The 15,754-nt window shown below is 65.1% G+C and carries 13 protein-coding genes; 3 read left to right on the top strand and 10 right to left on the bottom strand.

Going from position 1 to position 15,754, the window contains the following annotated elements; all coding sequences use genetic code 11:
• The first annotated feature begins 20 nt into the window (after positions 1-20).
• Complete coding sequence (locus tag ACUYMZ_RS18725; protein ID WP_481605223.1) at positions 21-863, top strand: substrate-binding periplasmic protein; 843 nt, start codon at positions 21-23, stop codon at positions 861-863.
• 72 nt (positions 864-935) lie between these two features.
• On the opposite strand, the gene ACUYMZ_RS18720 is transcribed toward ACUYMZ_RS18725, so the two are convergent.
• From ACUYMZ_RS18720 to xylA, 7 genes are all read right to left on the bottom strand, one after another.
• A complete protein-coding gene (locus ACUYMZ_RS18720; RefSeq protein ID WP_481605221.1) occupies positions 936-1,832 on the bottom strand; it encodes an aldose 1-epimerase family protein in 897 nt (298 codons plus the stop codon).
• Positions 1,829-3,358 carry an L-arabinose isomerase gene (gene araA / locus ACUYMZ_RS18715; protein WP_481605219.1) on the bottom strand — a complete coding sequence of 510 codons (1,530 nt, stop codon included), beginning with the start codon at positions 3,356-3,358 and terminating at the stop codon, positions 1,829-1,831. Before araA ends, ACUYMZ_RS18720 begins: the two co-directional genes overlap by 4 nt.
• 56 nt (positions 3,359-3,414) lie before the next feature.
• The gene (locus ACUYMZ_RS18710; RefSeq protein WP_481605217.1) at positions 3,415-4,122 is read right to left on the bottom strand and encodes an L-ribulose-5-phosphate 4-epimerase; all 708 of its coding nucleotides are present in this window, start codon (positions 4,120-4,122) and stop codon (positions 3,415-3,417) included.
• Complete coding sequence (araB, locus tag ACUYMZ_RS18705; RefSeq protein ID WP_481605215.1) at positions 4,119-5,897, bottom strand: ribulokinase; 1,779 nt, start codon at positions 5,895-5,897, stop codon at positions 4,119-4,121. The genes ACUYMZ_RS18710 and araB overlap by 4 nt, the downstream gene beginning before the upstream one ends.
• Before the next feature lie 198 nt (positions 5,898-6,095).
• Complete coding sequence (locus ACUYMZ_RS18700; RefSeq protein WP_481605928.1) at positions 6,096-7,079, bottom strand: LacI family DNA-binding transcriptional regulator; 984 nt, start codon at positions 7,077-7,079, stop codon at positions 6,096-6,098.
• A gap of 69 nt (positions 7,080-7,148) precedes the next feature.
• Positions 7,149-8,579 (bottom strand): xylulokinase, encoded by a 1,431-nt coding sequence (xylB, locus tag ACUYMZ_RS18695; RefSeq protein ID WP_481605213.1) that lies wholly within the window; start codon positions 8,577-8,579, stop codon positions 7,149-7,151.
• A 72-nt stretch (positions 8,580-8,651) separates the two neighbouring features.
• The gene (xylA, locus tag ACUYMZ_RS18690) at positions 8,652-9,839 is read right to left on the bottom strand and encodes a xylose isomerase (protein ID WP_481605211.1); all 1,188 of its coding nucleotides are present in this window, start codon (positions 9,837-9,839) and stop codon (positions 8,652-8,654) included.
• Between the two features lie 58 nt (positions 9,840-9,897).
• Between xylA and ACUYMZ_RS18685 the strand changes: the two genes are divergently transcribed.
• Complete coding sequence (locus ACUYMZ_RS18685) at positions 9,898-11,163, top strand: ROK family protein (protein WP_481605926.1); 1,266 nt, start codon at positions 9,898-9,900, stop codon at positions 11,161-11,163.
• 128 nt (positions 11,164-11,291) lie between these two features.
• On the top strand, positions 11,292-12,374 hold the full coding sequence (locus ACUYMZ_RS18680; protein WP_481605209.1) for a YihY/virulence factor BrkB family protein: 1,083 nt from the start codon (positions 11,292-11,294) through the stop codon (positions 12,372-12,374).
• A gap of 101 nt (positions 12,375-12,475) precedes the next feature.
• On the opposite strand, the gene ACUYMZ_RS18675 is transcribed toward ACUYMZ_RS18680, so the two are convergent.
• From ACUYMZ_RS18675 to ACUYMZ_RS18665, 3 genes are read right to left on the bottom strand one after another with little or no spacing between them, the layout of a single operon-like run.
• Positions 12,476-13,315 (bottom strand): sugar phosphate isomerase/epimerase family protein, encoded by an 840-nt coding sequence (locus ACUYMZ_RS18675; protein WP_481605207.1) that lies wholly within the window; start codon positions 13,313-13,315, stop codon positions 12,476-12,478.
• A complete protein-coding gene (locus tag ACUYMZ_RS18670) occupies positions 13,312-14,526 on the bottom strand; it encodes a dihydrodipicolinate synthase family protein (RefSeq protein ID WP_481605205.1) in 1,215 nt (404 codons plus the stop codon). Before ACUYMZ_RS18670 ends, ACUYMZ_RS18675 begins: the two co-directional genes overlap by 4 nt.
• Positions 14,526-15,695 (bottom strand): Gfo/Idh/MocA family protein, encoded by a 1,170-nt coding sequence (locus ACUYMZ_RS18665; RefSeq protein WP_397325734.1) that lies wholly within the window; start codon positions 15,693-15,695, stop codon positions 14,526-14,528. Before ACUYMZ_RS18665 ends, ACUYMZ_RS18670 begins: the two co-directional genes overlap by 1 nt.
• Between the last annotated feature and the right edge of the window lie 59 nt (positions 15,696-15,754).

Here is a 15,754-nt window from a genome sequence, read left to right as displayed (position 1 = left end):
ATCCAGGCAAAGGAACCACCATGAAACTACGAATGATTGCGTCGGCAGTGGCTGCCGTGACGCTTGCTGCAGCCCTCAGCGGTTGTGGCGGTGGCACTCAAGCCGCCGGCTCCAGTACCCCGGCCGACTGCAAACCTGCGTCTGAATTCAGCACCATGAAGAAGGGCGCCCTGACGGTGGCGGTGTATGAAGCGCCTCCGTATGTCACGTTCAAGGGCAATGAACTCGGGGGCGTCGACGGCGACATCCTCATGGGCTTCGCTGCGAAGGAATGCCTCACCATCACCACGGTCTCCGCAGCCGCAGCAGCGGTGATCCCCACAGTCCAAGGCGGCCGCGCAGATGTGGCCACGGGCGGCTGGTGGCGCTCCAAGGCACGCGCCGAAATCCTGTCCTTGACCGATCCGATCTACACCGACCAGATGGTGCTGATCTCCAAGGACGGCCTGAACAAGGTCACCGATCTCAAGGGCAAGAAGGTTGGCACCGTCAACGGAAACGTCTGGGTGGATGACGCCAAGAGCTACCTCGGCGGAGAACTCCAGCTGTACAAGGCTCCGGTGGACCTGTTCCAGGATCTGAAGTCCGGTCGTCTTGACGTTGGTATCGATGGCTTCGGCGAGGCACACAACAACAGCAACGGACTCAGGGTGGAAGTGCTGGAGCCGGACAATGCCATCAAGGCTTCGCTCGAACCGCCGCAGACGTGTCTCCCGGTCACCAAGGACAACGCCGGACTTCTCAAAGCCCTGAACGATTACGTGGACGGCCTGCGCAAGGATGGCACGCTGGAGAAGATCGTGGTGAAGAACGGCTTCCCAGCCTCCGCAATCAACACCGGCGACGCCCGCCTGATCGGCTAACCCCACCCAACTAAGTAGCAGCAGAGCGCGTTTTGAACCCTCAAAACGCGCTCTGCTGCGACCCAGTTGGGCTTAGAGGGAGTAGATGGACCAGGACGCCGTGTGCGTTGCCCCGGGTTCCAGGCGGATCAGGTCCCTGCCGCTGTTGAAGGCGTCCGGGGGACACGTCATCGGCTCCACGGCCAGTCCAATCCGGCTCGGGATGGGGGCCGGCTTGTCTGCCGTATGGATCTGCAGCCAGCGGCAGCTTTCGTCCCATGACATTCCGACGCCGGTGCCCGCCGGGTCCCGCAGCGACAGCCGCGCCAGCCCGCCGTCGAAGGTGACGTCCGTAAACGCGTGGTCGATTTCGGTGGTGCCGATGGCCCGTGCGGCGCGGAAATCGAATTCGTGGCCGTCCACCGAGGCCAGTGAAACAGGCAGCAGCCGGTCCGGCGTGACTTCCAGGAAAGCTCCCACCGGCGCTTCCAGAATCCACTCGTCCAAGGGCGAGGAGCCCGCCACCAGGTACGGATGCGGGCAGACGCCGTAGGGCGCTGCGACGTCTGCGGCGTTGTGTGCAGTAACAGCGCAATGCAGGCCACTGTCGGACAGGGCGTAGTGCGCGGTCAGCTCCACCACGAACGGATAGCCCTCCGTGGGCCCCACCGTGCACGTCAAGGTGACCGAACCGGCGTCGTATTCCTTCACGGTCCAGTCGAGCGGGTAAGCGAGCCCGTGCAGCGCCGTGCCCCGCTCCGGTTCGCTGACCGTCAGCTGGTGGCTGACGCCGTCGAAGGTGTATCTCCCGTCAGCGATCCTGTTCGGCCACGGCGCGGCGATGATGCCGCGGTAGTCCGGGATCGGGCCGCCTTCGGGGAACGGAACCACAAGGTCCCTGCCGTTGAACTGCAGAACACGCAACACTGCGGCACGTTCCGTGACAACCGCCTCGTAGCCGCCGGCTTTCAGGCTGTATTCAGCGCTCACAGGCCGCCTGCCAGTTTGTAGTAGGCCGCGTTCCAGGCGAGTTCCTTTTTGAATTGGTTGATGGTGGTGCTTTCGTCGATGGTGAGCAGTTCCGTGCGGGCGATCTCGGCGAAGTCTTCGAACACCTCCAGGCCCACTTGCGTGGACAGTACCGTGTGGTGGGCGGCGCCGGCGGTGAGCCACGCTGCGGCGGAGGTTGCGAAGTCGGGCTTGGGTTCCCAGAGTGCGCGGGCTACCGGCAGGTTGGGAAGGGGCTGGTCGAGGTCGACGACGTCCACGGCGTTCGCGACCAGGCGGAACCGATCGCGCATATCGGACAGCGCGACGACGACGCCGGGCCCTGCGTCGGTGTCAAAGACCATCCGGACGGGGTCTTCCTTGCCGCCAATACCCAGGGGATGGATCTCGACGCGCGGTTTCTTCGCCGTGAGGGACGGGCAGACCTCCAACATGTGGGCGCCAAGGATCTTTTCGCTGCCCGGTTCCAGGTGGTAGGTGTAGTCCTCCATGAGGCTCGCACCGCCTGGCAGGCCGCCGCCCATGACTTTGGCTGCGCGGACCAGAATGGCGGTTTTCCAGTCACCTTCGGCGCCGAAGCCGTAGCCGTCGGCCATGAGGCGCTGGACGGCCATGCCGGGGAGTTGGCGGAGTTCGCCCAGGTCCTCGAACGAGGTAGTAAACGCCGCGGATCCGTTGGTTTCCAGGAAGCTGCGCAGGCCGAGTTCGATCCGGGCGCTGTACCGCAACGATTCGTGCCGGTCGCCGCCGGCCATCAACTCGTCAGCCACGTCGTAGAGGCGCTCGTACTCGGCAACCAGCGCGTCGACGTCGGACTCTGCTACGGTGTGGACTGCCTCGGCGAGTTCGTTGACGGACCAGGTGTTGACCGAGACGCCGAAGCGCAGCTCGGCTTCGGTCTTGTCTCCTTCGGTGACGGCGACGTTGCGCATGTTGTCACCGAAGCGCGTCAGTTTCAGGTTGCGCACGGCGGCCCAACCGGCGGAGGCCCGCTGCCACGCGCCGACCTGGCGGGCGACCTCCGGGTTGGAGACATGGCCGACGACGGTCTTCCGCGGCACCCCGAGGCGGGACTGGATGTACCCGAATTCGCGGTCACCGTGGGCTGCCTGGTTGAGGTTCATGAAGTCGAAGTCGATGTCCGCCCAGGGCAGGTCCCGGTTGGCCTGGGTGTGCAGGTGCAGCAGCGGCTTGCGGAGGGCGTCGAGGCCCTGGATCCACATCTTGGCCGGGCTGAAGGTGTGCATCCACGCGGTCACGCCGATCACGGAATCGTCCGAGTTCGCTTCAAGGGCCGTGCGGCGGATGGCGTCGGAGTCGGTCAGGACAGGTTTCCAGACGAGTTTGACGGGGACGTCTGCGCTGGCGTTGAGTGTTTCGGCGATCTCCTGGGACTGTGCCGCGACCTGTTTGAGGACATCCTCGCCGTAGAGGTGCTGGCTGCCGGTGAGGAACCAGACCTCGTAGTGATCCAGGGTGGTTGAGTTTGCGGACGTGCTGTTGGGCATGGGGTTCTCCAGAAAGTTGGGGTGGGGCCGGCCGTCGGCGGGTTGGGCCGGCCGGTTCAGCGGCCGTACACGTTTTGGTAGCGGTCATACAAGGAGGCGATCTTGGCCTCATCGATGGGCAGCGGTTCGCCGAGTTGCCGTGAGACGTGGACGGTCTTGGCTACTTCCTCGCACATCACGGCCGCTTTGACTGCTGCGCGGGCGTCCTTGCCGATGGTGAAGGGCCCGTGGTTTTGCATGAGCACGGCGGGGGAGTTGGAGTTCCTGAGCGTTTCCACGATCCCGTGGCCGATCGAGTCATCGCCGATCAGCGCGAACGGACCAACGGGAATGGGCCCGCCGAATTCGTCGCTCATCATGGTCAACACGCACGGGATCTCCTCACCCCGGGCTGCCCAGGCCGTGGCGTAGGTGGAATGCGTGTGCACTACTCCGCCGACCTCTGGCATGTTCCGGTACACGTAGGCGTGCGCTGCGGTGTCCGAGGACGGCGAAAGGTCCGGGTTGCCCCAATCGACGGTGCCGCCGCTGCCGGTGTTGATGCCCCGGACGGGTACGCCATGAAGATCGGTTACGACCATCAGCTCCGGGGCCAGCTCGTCATAGGAGACACCGGAGGGTTTGATGACCATGAGGTCGTGTCCCGGAATGCGCCCGGAGACGTTGCCTGCCGTCCAGACGACAAGTCCGTACCGGGTAAGTTCAGCATGCAGTTCGCAGACTTCCGTGCGGACCTTCGCGATGGTTTCCAGCAGCGCGCTCATGCGGGGGCTCCTTCCATGCTGGCTGCGGTGATGTCCGACGGCGGTGCTGCCGCCAGCGGCGCCGCGGCAGTCGCCGTCGTGGTTTCGCGTATGGTCCCTTCACGTGCGGTCCGCTGGATGGCCTTCAGGCGGTGCATGACGTTGTTGGTTCCGCGGCCGAAGTAGTCGTGGAGGGTGCGGTATTCGCGGAACAGTTCCTCGTAGGCGGCGACGTTCTCCGGGATGGGTGTGTAGACGGCGCCGGGCTCCGCTGCCATCGCTGCGGCCGCTTCACGGATGTCCTTGTACTTACCGGCAGCAACGGCGGCGTGGATCGCCGAGCCCAGGGCCGGTCCCTGTTCAGATCCGATCGTGGAGAGCTGCAGCCCGGTGGCATCGGCGTAGATCTGCATCAGGAACTTGTTCTTCAGCAGTCCGCCGGCCACGATGAATTCCTTCACCGGAACGCCCGAGTCCCTGAAGGCTTCCACGATGGTCCGGGTACCGAAGGCCGTCGCCTCGAGCAAGGCCCGGTAGATGTCCTCGGGTTTGGTGGCCAACGTCTGGCCCACCACAACGCCGGACAGTTCGTGGTCCACCAGCACCGAGCGGTTCCCCGAATGCCAATCGAGGGCGATCAGGCCGTGCTCACCAATCTCCTGCTCCGCCGCGAGCCCGGTCAGGTACTCGTGGATGCTGACGCCCTGTGCCGAGGCGGCCTCGTGGTATTCCGGCGGGACACCGTTCCTGGTGAACCACCCGAAGATGTCGCCCACGCCCGACTGCCCTGCTTCATAGCCCCACAGACCCTCCACGATCCCACCGTCCACCACGCCGCACATGCCAGGGACCTCGCGCAGGACATCGGCGTTCATGACGTGGCACGTGGACGTACCCATGATCGCGACGAGCTGCCCGGGTTCCACCGCGTTCGCAGCAGGAGCGCTGACGTGTGCGTCCACGTTGCCCACGGCCACCGCGATCCCGGCAGGCAGCCCGGTCCAAGCGGCGGCTTCTTCAGTGAGGTAGCCGGCGGCATCGCCCAACCGGCCGATGGTGTGTTCCAGCTTTTCGGAGACAAAGTCCTTGAACCCAGGGTTCAGGGCAGCCAGGAAGTCCTCGGAGGGGTACTTGCCGTCCTGGTAGATGCCCTTATACCCGGCCGTGCAGGCGTTCCGCACATACTTCCCGCAGAGCTGCCACACGATCCAGTCCGCAGCCTCCACCCAATGATCCATCGCGGCGTAAATTTCCGGGTCTTCTTCGAGGAGCTGCAGCCCCTTGGCGAACTCCCACTCCGAGGAGATCAGGCCGCCATACCGGGGAAGCCAGGCTTCGTCCCGCGCCTCGGCGAGCTCGTTGATGCGGTCCGCCTGCGGCTGCGCAGCGTGGTGCCGCCACAGCTTCACGTAGGCGTGGGGACGGTCAGCGAAGCGGTCCAGTTCGTTCAGCGGCGTGCCGTCCGCCGTCGTCGGAACCATGGTGCACGCGGTGAAGTCAGTCGCGATGCCCACCACGTTCTTCGGGTCTATACCGGCATCGGCGACGGCGGCAGGTACCGCGTGGCGCAGGACGTCGCGGTAATCGTCGGGCACCTGAAGCGCCCAGTCCGCCGGAAGCCGCCGGCCCGAGCCCGGGAGGGTGTCCGAGACAACCGCGTGCGGGTACTCGAACACCCCGCTGCCAAGTTCCTTGCCATCCGAAACACGCACCACAACGGCGCGACCGGACAAAGTGCCGTAGTCGACCCCGATGACGTATTGCTCGTCGGGCGGGAAGTTTTCAAAGGTAGTCATGGTGGTCTCCATCCGGCTGGCCAAGGCCTCATTGCCGGGGTCGGGTGAAGGGGGTCCTTGAGGGTCTGTTGCAATTGTTAGCGCTAACAACATGGAAGTCAAGCACCCAGCCCCAACTAGGTCGCATTAGTGCGCGTTATGAACGCTCAAAACGCGCACAAATGCGACCCAGTTGGGTGCTCGGGCGGGGGTGTCACTTCAGCTGCCGGCTGCCGCCGTCGTGGATCTGACCACCAACCGCGGGGCCACCGTGACCGGTGCGCCGGGCTTGCCCGACTCCAACCGGTCCAGGAGCAGTCCGATGCAGCGCCGGCCCAGTTCCTCGAAGTCCTGCGCAACCGTGGTGAGCGGCGGGATGAAGTAGGCGGCTTCAGGTTGGTCGTCAAAGCCGACAACGCTGATGTCCTGAGGAACGCACACTCCGGCCTCGTGGAAGGCCCGGAGGACGCCCAAAGCCATCTGGTCGTTGGCGACGAAGAGCGCGGTGATGGAGCGGTCCCGGGCGATTTTCAAACCCTCGCGGTACCCGCATTCGGCACTCCAGTCTCCTTCGATCAGGACCGGTGCCTCCAACCCTGCGTCAGTAATGGCGTCCTGCCAGCCTTCGATGCGCGCGGCGGCGTCGATCCAGCCGGCTGGTCCGGACAGGTGGCCGATGCGTTGGTGACCCAGGGACACGAGGTGTTCCACCACCAGTCGGGCACCTTCGCGTTGGTCTACCGTGGCACCGCTAAGATGCTCATCGCCGCTCGCGCCGACGGCCACCAGGGGCACCTGCGTGGTGATGTCCTTAAGGACGTCGAAGGTTCCCGGGTGGGGGACTGTGACCACGATCCCATCGACTCCCTGGTCCATGAAGTGTGCAATGGCATCTTTGATCGTGTCGGGTGTGACGTCCCGCAGGCCGGCCACGCTGACGAAGTACCCGGCATCGCGCGCTGCCTGCTGGACCCCAAGAAGCGTGTGAGACGGTCCATACTGGGCAAGTTCGCTCCCAAGCACTCCGATGGTTTGCGAACGCCTCGTCACCAGGCTCCGCGCGGCGGTGTTGCGTCGGTAACCAAGTTCGGTGATGGCCTGTTCCACACGTTCGCGGGTCTTCTTGCTCACGTTCGGATGGTTGTTTAACACCCGGGACACTGTTTGGTGGGACACGCCTGCCACGCGTGCCACGTCTTCCATGACGGGAGGCCGATTCGGGGCGGATTGTTCGGTGCTCACCCTGTCACGATAGAGCACCGAACCATTGGATCAGCCGAGGGCCGCCTTCGCGGCGTGACGCCGGTACCTGGACAGGAATTCCGGAGCCCTGCCCTGCTGGCGGGCTTCGATGCTGGTTCCGTCCAGGGGCCACTCGGGGAGCGTGCCGGTCAGGACACCCGCTGCTTGGCGGGCGGCGCCGTCGGCCACATACTCCCCGGGCTCGGGGACAAAGACAGGGAGGCCGAAGACGGCCGCAGCCACCTGCTGCACCGCGGGAGATTGCGCTCCGCCGCCCACCAGAATGATCCTCCGGGCGGAGACGCCTTGTGCCTGCAGCGCGGCAAGGCCGTCGGCCAGCGAGCACAGGACACCCTCGACGGCGGCGCGCGCCAGGTTTGCGGGCGTGTAGTTGGACACCGTGAGCCCGTGGAGGGAGCCTGTTGCATCGGGAAGGTTGGGTGTCCGTTCCCCCTCAAAATATGGCACCAAGGTGAGGCCTTCGGCGCCTTCAGAAGCCGACATCGCCAGCTCGCCGAACTCCTTCAGGTTGACGCCAAGCAGGGATGCGGTGGCATCGAAGATCCGGGTGGCGTTCAGCGTGCAGGCGAGCGGCAGGTAATGCCCGGTGGCGTCGGCAAACCCTGCCACCAGTCCGCTGGCATCCCTGGCCGGTAGGTCGGACACGGCAAAGACCGTCCCGGACGTCCCGATCGACACCACGACGTCCCCCACTGAGGCGCTGACACCCAGTCCCGCGGCTGCGTTGTCACCGGCGCCGGGCCCGATCAGGGCACCCGCCGGGGTTTTGCCTGCGGCTTCAAGAGGCCCGACGACGGCGGGCAGCACCGGAACGTGGCCGAGCGTGCTGTTGAGGACCTCGGGTAGGTACTCTCCCTTTTCTGCGGAGAAGTATCCCGTGCCCGAGGCATCGGAGCGGTCGGTGCGGAGCAGCTCAAGGGAAGCCGGGCCGGACCCCGGACCGTGGCCTGCCAGTCGCCAGGACAGCCAATCGTGGGGCAGGCAAACGGCGGCGGTCCGGCGGGCGTTGCCGGGTTCGTTGCGCCCGAGCCAACGGAGCTTGGTGGCGGTCAGCGAGGCAACAGGTACGGTGCCGGTGAGGGAGGCCCAGTGCCGGCCGCCGGCTTCAGGGTCCCCGGCGCCGGCCTCCCGTGTCAGTTCCTCGGCATCCGGGGCAGACCGCGTGTCGTTCCAGAGGAGCGCCGGCCGCACTACGTCGCCGGATTCGTCCAGGCACACCATGCCGTGCTGCTGGCCGCCGACGGACACAGCGTCCACATCGTCGAGTCCACCCGCCTGGGCAATGGCTTCCTGAAGTGCTGTCCACCAGTGGTCCGGGTGAACCTCGGTGCCCTCCGGGTGTGAAGCGCGGCCCTGGCGGACCAAAGCGCCGGTGGCTGTGTCCCGGATGACTACCTTGCAGGACTGGGTGGAGCTGTCGATCCCTGCGACAAGCGGCATGGGTTTTCCTTCGTGATGCAGTTGCCGGGTCCGGATAAACGGTATCCGGACCCGGCCATGGATTGCTGTGGTTTAGCGGGCGCCGAGCAGGTGCTCGATGGCCAGCTGGTTGAGCCGGATAAAGGCGAAGGAGCGTTCGGCAGCCTTGTCTGCGTCGAACGACTCAAAAGCGGCAGCATCAGCCAGCAGGTCCGCGGTGGTCTCACCCGCGGCAAGCGTGGATTCTCCGAGCTCGAAGACGCCGGACGTGGCCAGGGCTGCCTGTACTTCGGGATCCGCGCGGAAAGCGAGGGCGCGTTCCTTGAGGAGCAGGTACATGGCCATGTTGGACTTGGCGGACTCCCACACGCCGTCGTATCCGTCGGTGCGGGACGGCTTGTAGTCGAAGTGGCGCGGTCCTTCGTAGCGCGGTCCACCGTTCGGGAAGCCGTTCTCCAACAGGTCCACGGTGAAGAAGGCGCTGGTGAGGTCGCCATGGCCGAAGACCAGGTCTTGGTCGTACTTAATACCGCGCTGGCCGTTGAGGTCGATGTGGAACAGCTTGCCCGCCCACAGCGCCTGGGCAATGCCGTGGGTGAAGTTCAGTCCGGCCATCTGCTCGTGGCCGGTTTCCGGGTTGAGGCCCACGATGTCGCCGTGTTCCAGCTGGGCGATGAAGGCCAGTCCGTGTCCGACGGTGGGCAGGAAGATGTCGCCGCGTGGCTCGTTCGGCTTGGGTTCCAGGGCGATGCGCAGTCCGTAGCCCTTTTCCTTGATGTAGCCGGCGGCGGTGTCCACGCCTTCCTTCATGCGGTCCAGGGCAGCGGAAAGATCCTTGGAACCGTCGTATTCGCTGCCTTCGCGGCCACCCCACATCACGAAGGTCTCAGCACCGAGTTCGGCTGCGAGGTCGATGTTGCGCAGGACCTTGCTGAGGGCGAAGCGGCGAATGGAGCGGTCGTTGGAGGTGAAGCCACCGTCCTTGAAGACCGGGTGGCTGAACAGGTTGGTGGTGACCATGGGGACCTTGAGGCCCGTCTCGGCCAGGGCTGCCTTGAAGTTCTTGAGGATCAGCTCCCGCTCCGACGCGGAAGCGTCAAAGGGCACCAGGTCATTGTCATGGAAGGTGATGCCGTAGGCGCCGAGTTCGCTCAGCTTGTGGACGGCCTCCACGGGATCCAGGGCCTGCCGTGTGGCAACGCCGAAGGGGTCGGCGCCGGTCCAGCCGACGGTCCAGAGGCCGAAGGTGAAGCGGTCCTGGGGAGTGGGCTGCGGGGTCATGGTTGCTCCTTTGCAAAAGCTGGTGAATTAGTTTTCAATCTGAACTATATGGGGGATGATGGATCATGGTCAATGGAACTGCGGGAAAAATTTCAACACTGTCAGGAGGCGTCAGCCTGTGAACGAGCAAGCCGCGCCCGGCCGCGTAGGTGACGTCCGCCGTCGTAATCTCTCCCTGGTGTTGGACTCCATTGCCCGGACGGGCGATTCAAAACCCAGCCGCGCGCAGCTTGCCGCCGGAACGGGGCTGACCAAGGCAGCCGTGTCCAGCTTGGTTGCGGATTTGGTGGAATCCGGGCTGGTGGCCGAAGTCGGCCTGTACCGCGACGGGGAGCGGGGGCGCCCGGGGCAGGGTCTGGAGCTGAGTTCCCGGCGCGGCGTGGTGGGCATGGAAATCAATGTCGACTACCTGGCGGTGGGTCTGGTGGACCTCGGCGGGAAGCTTCGCTTCAGCGCGGCCGTGGAGTCGCCCAACCGTGACATGCGGCCCGCGGAGGTGATGGACAGCCTTCGGGAATTGGCGGGGCAGGCGGAGGCTGTAGCGGCTGCGGAGGACGTCACCGTTCTGGGTGGCGGTTTGGCGGTACCCGGGCTGGTGGACGAGCGGCAGAATCTGGTGCTGTCAGCCCCGAACCTGCACTGGAACCACGAGCTCTTGGCGCCGGGCAACCTCCTGCATGGCGCGCCGCTCGGCGTGCGGCTGTCCAACGAGGCCAACAGTGCAGCCCTCGGCGAGCTTTGGTACGGCGCGGGGCGGCCGGACTTCCTTTACGTCTCGGGGGAAGTCGGCGTTGGCGCCGGCATCATCATCAACTCGGACCTTTACCGGGGTCCCGGCGGATCCGCGGGGGAACTCGGCCATATCGTGGTCCATCCTGAAGGTCCTTCCTGTTCGTGCGGCGGGGCGGGCTGCCTGGAAACTTTTGCCGGCCAGGAGGCGATCTTCTCGTCTGCGGGCATCGCGCCGGGATCGCTGGCCACGCGCACTGATGACCTGCTGGCAGCCCTGGCGGCCAATGAGCCGCGGGCTACCCGGGCAGTGCACGACGCCGGAAGGTACCTGGGTGTTGCGCTGGCGTCTTCGGCGCGGCTGCTTGATCTTGAAGCCGTGGTCCTGGGTGGACACTTTGCCGTGCTTGCCCAGTGGCTGAGGCCGGCGCTTGAGGCCAGCCTGGAGCGGCACGCACCCGGCCTGTTGGCTCCGGAGAACCTGGTTGTTTCGAGCCTTGAGCATTCGGGTACCTTACTGGGAGCTGCGGGCCAAGTTATCCGCTCGGTGATCGAATCGCCGTTCGAGTTCCTGCTGGCGAGCAAACTGGCTTAGTCCGCAGTCCCGCCCATCGGCAAGGATTTGCCGGGTTGTCCGGCGTGGGCGCTTCCCTCTCAATCATCAGCATGCTTACTATTGATGAGTCAGTTGTTCGCGCAATCTACCCCACGGACGAGTGCCTCATGACTACACAAGATTCATCACATACCAGCACAGCCAAGGCGGGCCAGGCCCCGGCTCCGGAAGACTCCCGCAAGCCGGACAGTCCCAACGACCTCGTCAAGCCCACCTGGATGTACATCGCCAAGAGGACGCTGAAAGAGTTCAACAAAGACCAATGTCCGGATGCTGCCGCAGGGCTCACCTACTATGCGGTGCTGTCCCTTTTCCCGGCACTCCTTGCCTTGGTGTCCCTGATCGGTCTGTTCGGTGATGCCGGAAAGACAACGTCCGCGCTGCTGGACATAGTCCAGCAGTTCGCTCCCGGCCCAGGCGTTGACGCCATGCGGCAGCCGATCGAGGAGCTGACACGCTCCAACACCGCCGGCTTCGCATTGGTCTTCGGTATCCTCGTGGCCTTGTGGTCAGCCTCCGGCTACACCACGGCGTTCAGCCGGGCCATAAACCGCGTGTACGAGGTGGACGAGGGCCGCGGCTTCGTGAAGCTCCGTGGCACCATGCTGGCCGTCACCGTCGTCGCAGTTGTCGGTGCGGCACTGGTAGCCGGCATGCTGGTGCTCAGCGGCCCGGTCGCCGAAGCGGTCGGCGGCGCGATCGGCATGTCCGAGACCTTCCTGACCGTGTGGAACATTGCCAAGTGGCCGGTCCTGATCCTCCTGACCGTCGTTGTCATTGCAGTGCTCTACTACTTCACGCCAAACGTCAAACAGCCCAAGTTCCGCTGGATGAGCATGGGTTCCTTAATCGCCCTGGTGGTCTTCGGCCTGGCCTCGCTGGGCTTCGGGTTCTACGTCGCCAACTTCAGCAACTACAACAAGACGTATGGTGCGCTGGCCGGCGTCATCATCATGCTGCTGTGGCTTTGGATCCTGAACATGTCCCTCCTGTTCGGCGCCGAGTTCGACGCAGAAATGGAACGTGGACGCCAGTTGCAGGGCGGCATCGAAGCCGAAGAAAGCATCCAGCTCCCGCCCCGCGACACCAAACGCAGCGAGAAGCAGCAGAAACAAGAGGATGAAGTGATCCGTCGCGGTCAGGAGATCCGTGAGGAACATGGAAAACCGGAGCCTGACCGCAAGTCGTAAACAACCCTATGAAAGCGGGCCCCTGCCGTGACCTTGGCAGGGACCCGCTGGTGGCGCGATCCTCCCGCGGAACTTAGGGCATCTGCGGGAGGACCAGTCTTTTAGGCGTACGGGAGGACGAGCTCCGCGTAGCGCTGTTTCATGGTTTCCAGGACCGAGTCGCCGTCGGCGTCCCAGATTTCCTGGTTGAAGATTTCAACCTCGATATCGCCCGTGTATCCGGCATCCCTGACCCAGGTGCCGATGGTCGCGAAGTCGATGACGCCGTCGCCCATCATGCCGCGCGACAGGAGCGCGTCCGCAGCGATCGGCACATTGAAGTCGCACACCTGGTAGGAAGCGATGCGGTTTTCGTGGCCGGCGCGTTCGATCTGCGCCTTCAGGTCCGGATCCCACCAGACGTGGAAGGTGTCGACGGCGACGCCCACAGCCTTCGCATCGTACGGCGCGGCGAGATCCAGTGCCTGGCCAAGGGTGGAGATCAGTGCCCGGTCCGCGGCGTACATCGGGTGCAGAGGCTCAAGGACCAACCGGATACCGTTCTCCGAAGCGAACGGGACCAGTTCCTCGAGGCGATCGGCCACACGCTGGCGAGCGGCGACGACGTCCTTCTCTCCGGGAGCGAGGCCGCCGACCACCAGGAACAGTTCCTGCGTGTCCAGGGCCACCGCTTCACGGACGGCTTCGAAGTTGTCGGCCAGCGCGGCGGCCTGTCCCTCGGCGTCGGCCGCGGTGAGGAACCCGCCACGGCACAAGGACGACACGCGGAGTCCCGCGTCCTTGATCAGCTTGGCGGCCTTGTCCAGCCCGGCTTCGGCCACGCGGTCACGCCACGGGCCGATGGCAGGGATGCCGGCGCGGGCACAGCCGTCCACAGCCTCGGCCAGCGTCCATTTCTTGGTGGTGGCGCTGTTGAGGGACAGTCGCGTGAAGTCGCTCATGCACCCACCCCGTTGATCCGCAGGAAGTCGGACATCCGGAAGGCTGCCAGCGACGGATCCCTGAGGAGGCCCGCCTGGTCTGCCAGCTCGAAGGTCCGCGCCAGGTGCAGGACCGAACGGCCGGAGTGCAGGCCGCCCACCATCTGGAACCCGGGCTGCTTGCCGTTGAGCCAGGACAGGAAGGCAATGCCGGTCTTGTAGTAGAAGGTCGGTGCACTGAAGATGTGCTTTCCGAGCTCACGGGTGGAGTCCAGGATGGCGCGCCCTTCCGCACCGTTGCCGGCGTCGTACTTCTGCAGGGCGACCGAAGCGGCAGGGTAGATCGCCGCAAAGATGCCCAACAGGGCGTCCGAATGGTGGGTTTGGTCGCCGTCGATCAGTTCCGGGTAATTGAAGTCGTCGCCGGTGTAGAGGCGGACGCCTTCCGGAAGGTTCGCCCGGAGGGCGACCTCGTGCGAGGCGTCCAGCAGTGAAACCTTGACGCCGTCCACCTTGTCCACGTGTTCCCGGATCAGGCTGAGGAAGGTCTCGGTGGCGACGGAAACATCGTCCGAGCCCCAGTATCCGGCCAGTGCGGGATCGAACATGGTGCCGAGCCAGTGCAGGATGACGGGTTGGTCCACTTCCTGCAGGAGCGTGGAGTAGACATGGAGGTAGTCGTCGGCACCGTTCGCAACCTTGGCCAGGGCACGGGACGCCATCAGGATCACCTTGGGGCCGGCTTCGCTGACGACGGCGATCTGCTCCCGGTAGGCCTCGATCACCGCCTGGATGCCGGCGGCGCCGTCGGGAAGGGCAGCGATGTCCAGCTGGTCGGTTCCGGCCCCGCAGGACACGAGGTCGCGGACGGACTTGCCTGTGATTGCCGCGTTTCCGGCCGAAACAATCGAGGCAGCCTCGGCTCCGGTGCGCTTGATGAGCTGCTGGGTCGCTGCCCAGTCCAGGCCCATGCCGCGCTGGGCGGTGTCCATGGCATCGGCAACGCCCAGGCCGTAGGACCACAGCTCGTGGCGGTAGGCCAACGTGGCGTCCCAGTCGAGCTGTGCCGGGGCGCCGGGGGTGTTGTCCGCAGCGACCTCGGGGATGACGTGTGCTGCGGCGTAAGCGCGGCGGGCCGTCAGAGGAGCGGCCGGCTTGGCCCACGACGTGGCGGGCTGGAGGCGGTACTCGCGTGTCCCGCCGTCGTTGGTGGGAAGAATCAGTGAGGTCATTAGAGGGTGATCTCCGGGATGTCGATGGTGCGGCGCTCAGCCGAGGACTGCAGGCCGAGTTCGGCCAGCTGGACGCCGCGGGCGGCGGAGAGCAGGCCGAAGCGGTGCTCGCGGCCGGCGACGACGTCGCGCAGGAACTCTTCCCACTGCAGCTTGAAGCCGTTGTCCAGTTCAGCGTTGGCGGGGACTTCCTGCCACTGGCTGCGGAAGGACTCGGTGACGGGAAGGTCCGGGTTCCAGACGGGCTTGGGGGTGTGGGCGCGCTGCTGCGCAACGCACTTGTTCAAACCGGCGACGGCGGAACCGTGCGTGCCGTCGATCTGGAACTCCACCAGTTCATCGCGGTAGACGCGAACGGCCCAGGAGGAATTGATCTGGCCGATGACGTCGTCGCCGCCCGGGGTTTCGAGTTCGAAGATGCCGTAGGACGCGTCGTCCGCGGTGGCCTTGTATTCCTTGCCGGCCTCGTCCCAGCGTGCCGGGATGTGCGTGGCGGTCTTGGCGTTGACGCTCTTGACCTTGCCGATGATGCCTTCGAGCACGTAGTTCCAGTGGCAGAACATGTCCGTGGTCATTCCGCCGCCGTCTTCCTTGCGGTAGTTCCAGGACGGACGCTGTGCAGCCTGCACGTCGCCTTCGAAGACCCAGTAGCCGAACTCGCCGCGGATGGAGAGAATGCGGCCGAAGAAGCCTTCGTCCACCAGGCGGCGGAGCTTGACCAGGCCGGGGAGGTACAGCTTGTCGTGGACCACGCCTGCGGTGACGCCGGCTTCCTTGCCGATCTGTGCCAGCTCGATCGCTTCCTCAAGCGTTTCTGCGGTGGGCTTCTCGGTGAAGATGTGCTTGCCGGCGCGCATGGCCTTCTTGAGGGTGGCTGCGCGGAGGCTGGTCATGGAAGCGTCGAAGACGATGTCCACGGTGGGATCGTTGATGACGGCGTCCAGGTCGGTGGTCCATTCGGAGACCTTGTGGAGCTCGGCGAGCTCGCGGATCTTGGCTTCGTTCCGGCCGACCAGAATCGGTTCGACCTGGACCTTGGTGCCGTCTTCCAGCGTGAAGCCGCCGGCGTCCCGGATCGGAAGGATGGACCGCAGCAGGTGCTGGCGGTAACCCATCCGGCCGGTGATGCCGTTCATGGCGATGCGGATCGTCTTTGTTTCGAAGCCCATGTTTTCTCCAGTGCCTTGGTGTGCTTGCTCGCTGCGGTGCGGCCAGCTGGTGCGAATAC

It is taken from the genome of Arthrobacter sp. T572, from assembly GCF_056780115.1.
Note: the sequence above shows the minus strand (reverse complement) of the source record. Positions and strands in the feature narration are given on the sequence as shown.

Bases quoted from the DNA above. Each gene is read 5' to 3' on its own strand.
- ACUYMZ_RS18725 (WP_481605223.1), top strand. From the start codon at position 21: ATGAAACTACGAATGATTGCGTCGGCAGTGGCTGCCGTGACGCTTGCT.
- araA (WP_481605219.1), bottom strand. From the start codon at position 3,358: ATGCCCAACAGCACGTCCGCAAACTCAACCACCCTGGATCACTACGAG.
- ACUYMZ_RS18710 (WP_481605217.1), bottom strand. From the start codon at position 4,122: ATGAGCGCGCTGCTGGAAACCATCGCGAAGGTCCGCACGGAAGTCTGC.
- araB (WP_481605215.1), bottom strand. From the start codon at position 5,897: ATGACTACCTTTGAAAACTTCCCGCCCGACGAGCAATACGTCATCGGG.
- ACUYMZ_RS18700 (WP_481605928.1), bottom strand. From the start codon at position 7,079: ATGGAAGACGTGGCACGCGTGGCAGGCGTGTCCCACCAAACAGTGTCC.
- xylB (WP_481605213.1), bottom strand. From the start codon at position 8,579: ATGCCGCTTGTCGCAGGGATCGACAGCTCCACCCAGTCCTGCAAGGTA.
- xylA (WP_481605211.1), bottom strand. From the start codon at position 9,839: ATGACCCCGCAGCCCACTCCCCAGGACCGCTTCACCTTCGGCCTCTGG.
- ACUYMZ_RS18685 (WP_481605926.1), top strand. From the start codon at position 9,898: ATGGATCATGGTCAATGGAACTGCGGGAAAAATTTCAACACTGTCAGG.
- ACUYMZ_RS18680 (WP_481605209.1), top strand. From the start codon at position 11,292: ATGACTACACAAGATTCATCACATACCAGCACAGCCAAGGCGGGCCAG.
- ACUYMZ_RS18675 (WP_481605207.1), bottom strand. From the start codon at position 13,315: ATGAGCGACTTCACGCGACTGTCCCTCAACAGCGCCACCACCAAGAAA.
- ACUYMZ_RS18670 (WP_481605205.1), bottom strand. From the start codon at position 14,526: ATGACCTCACTGATTCTTCCCACCAACGACGGCGGGACACGCGAGTAC.
- ACUYMZ_RS18665 (WP_397325734.1), bottom strand. From the start codon at position 15,695: ATGGGCTTCGAAACAAAGACGATCCGCATCGCCATGAACGGCATCACC.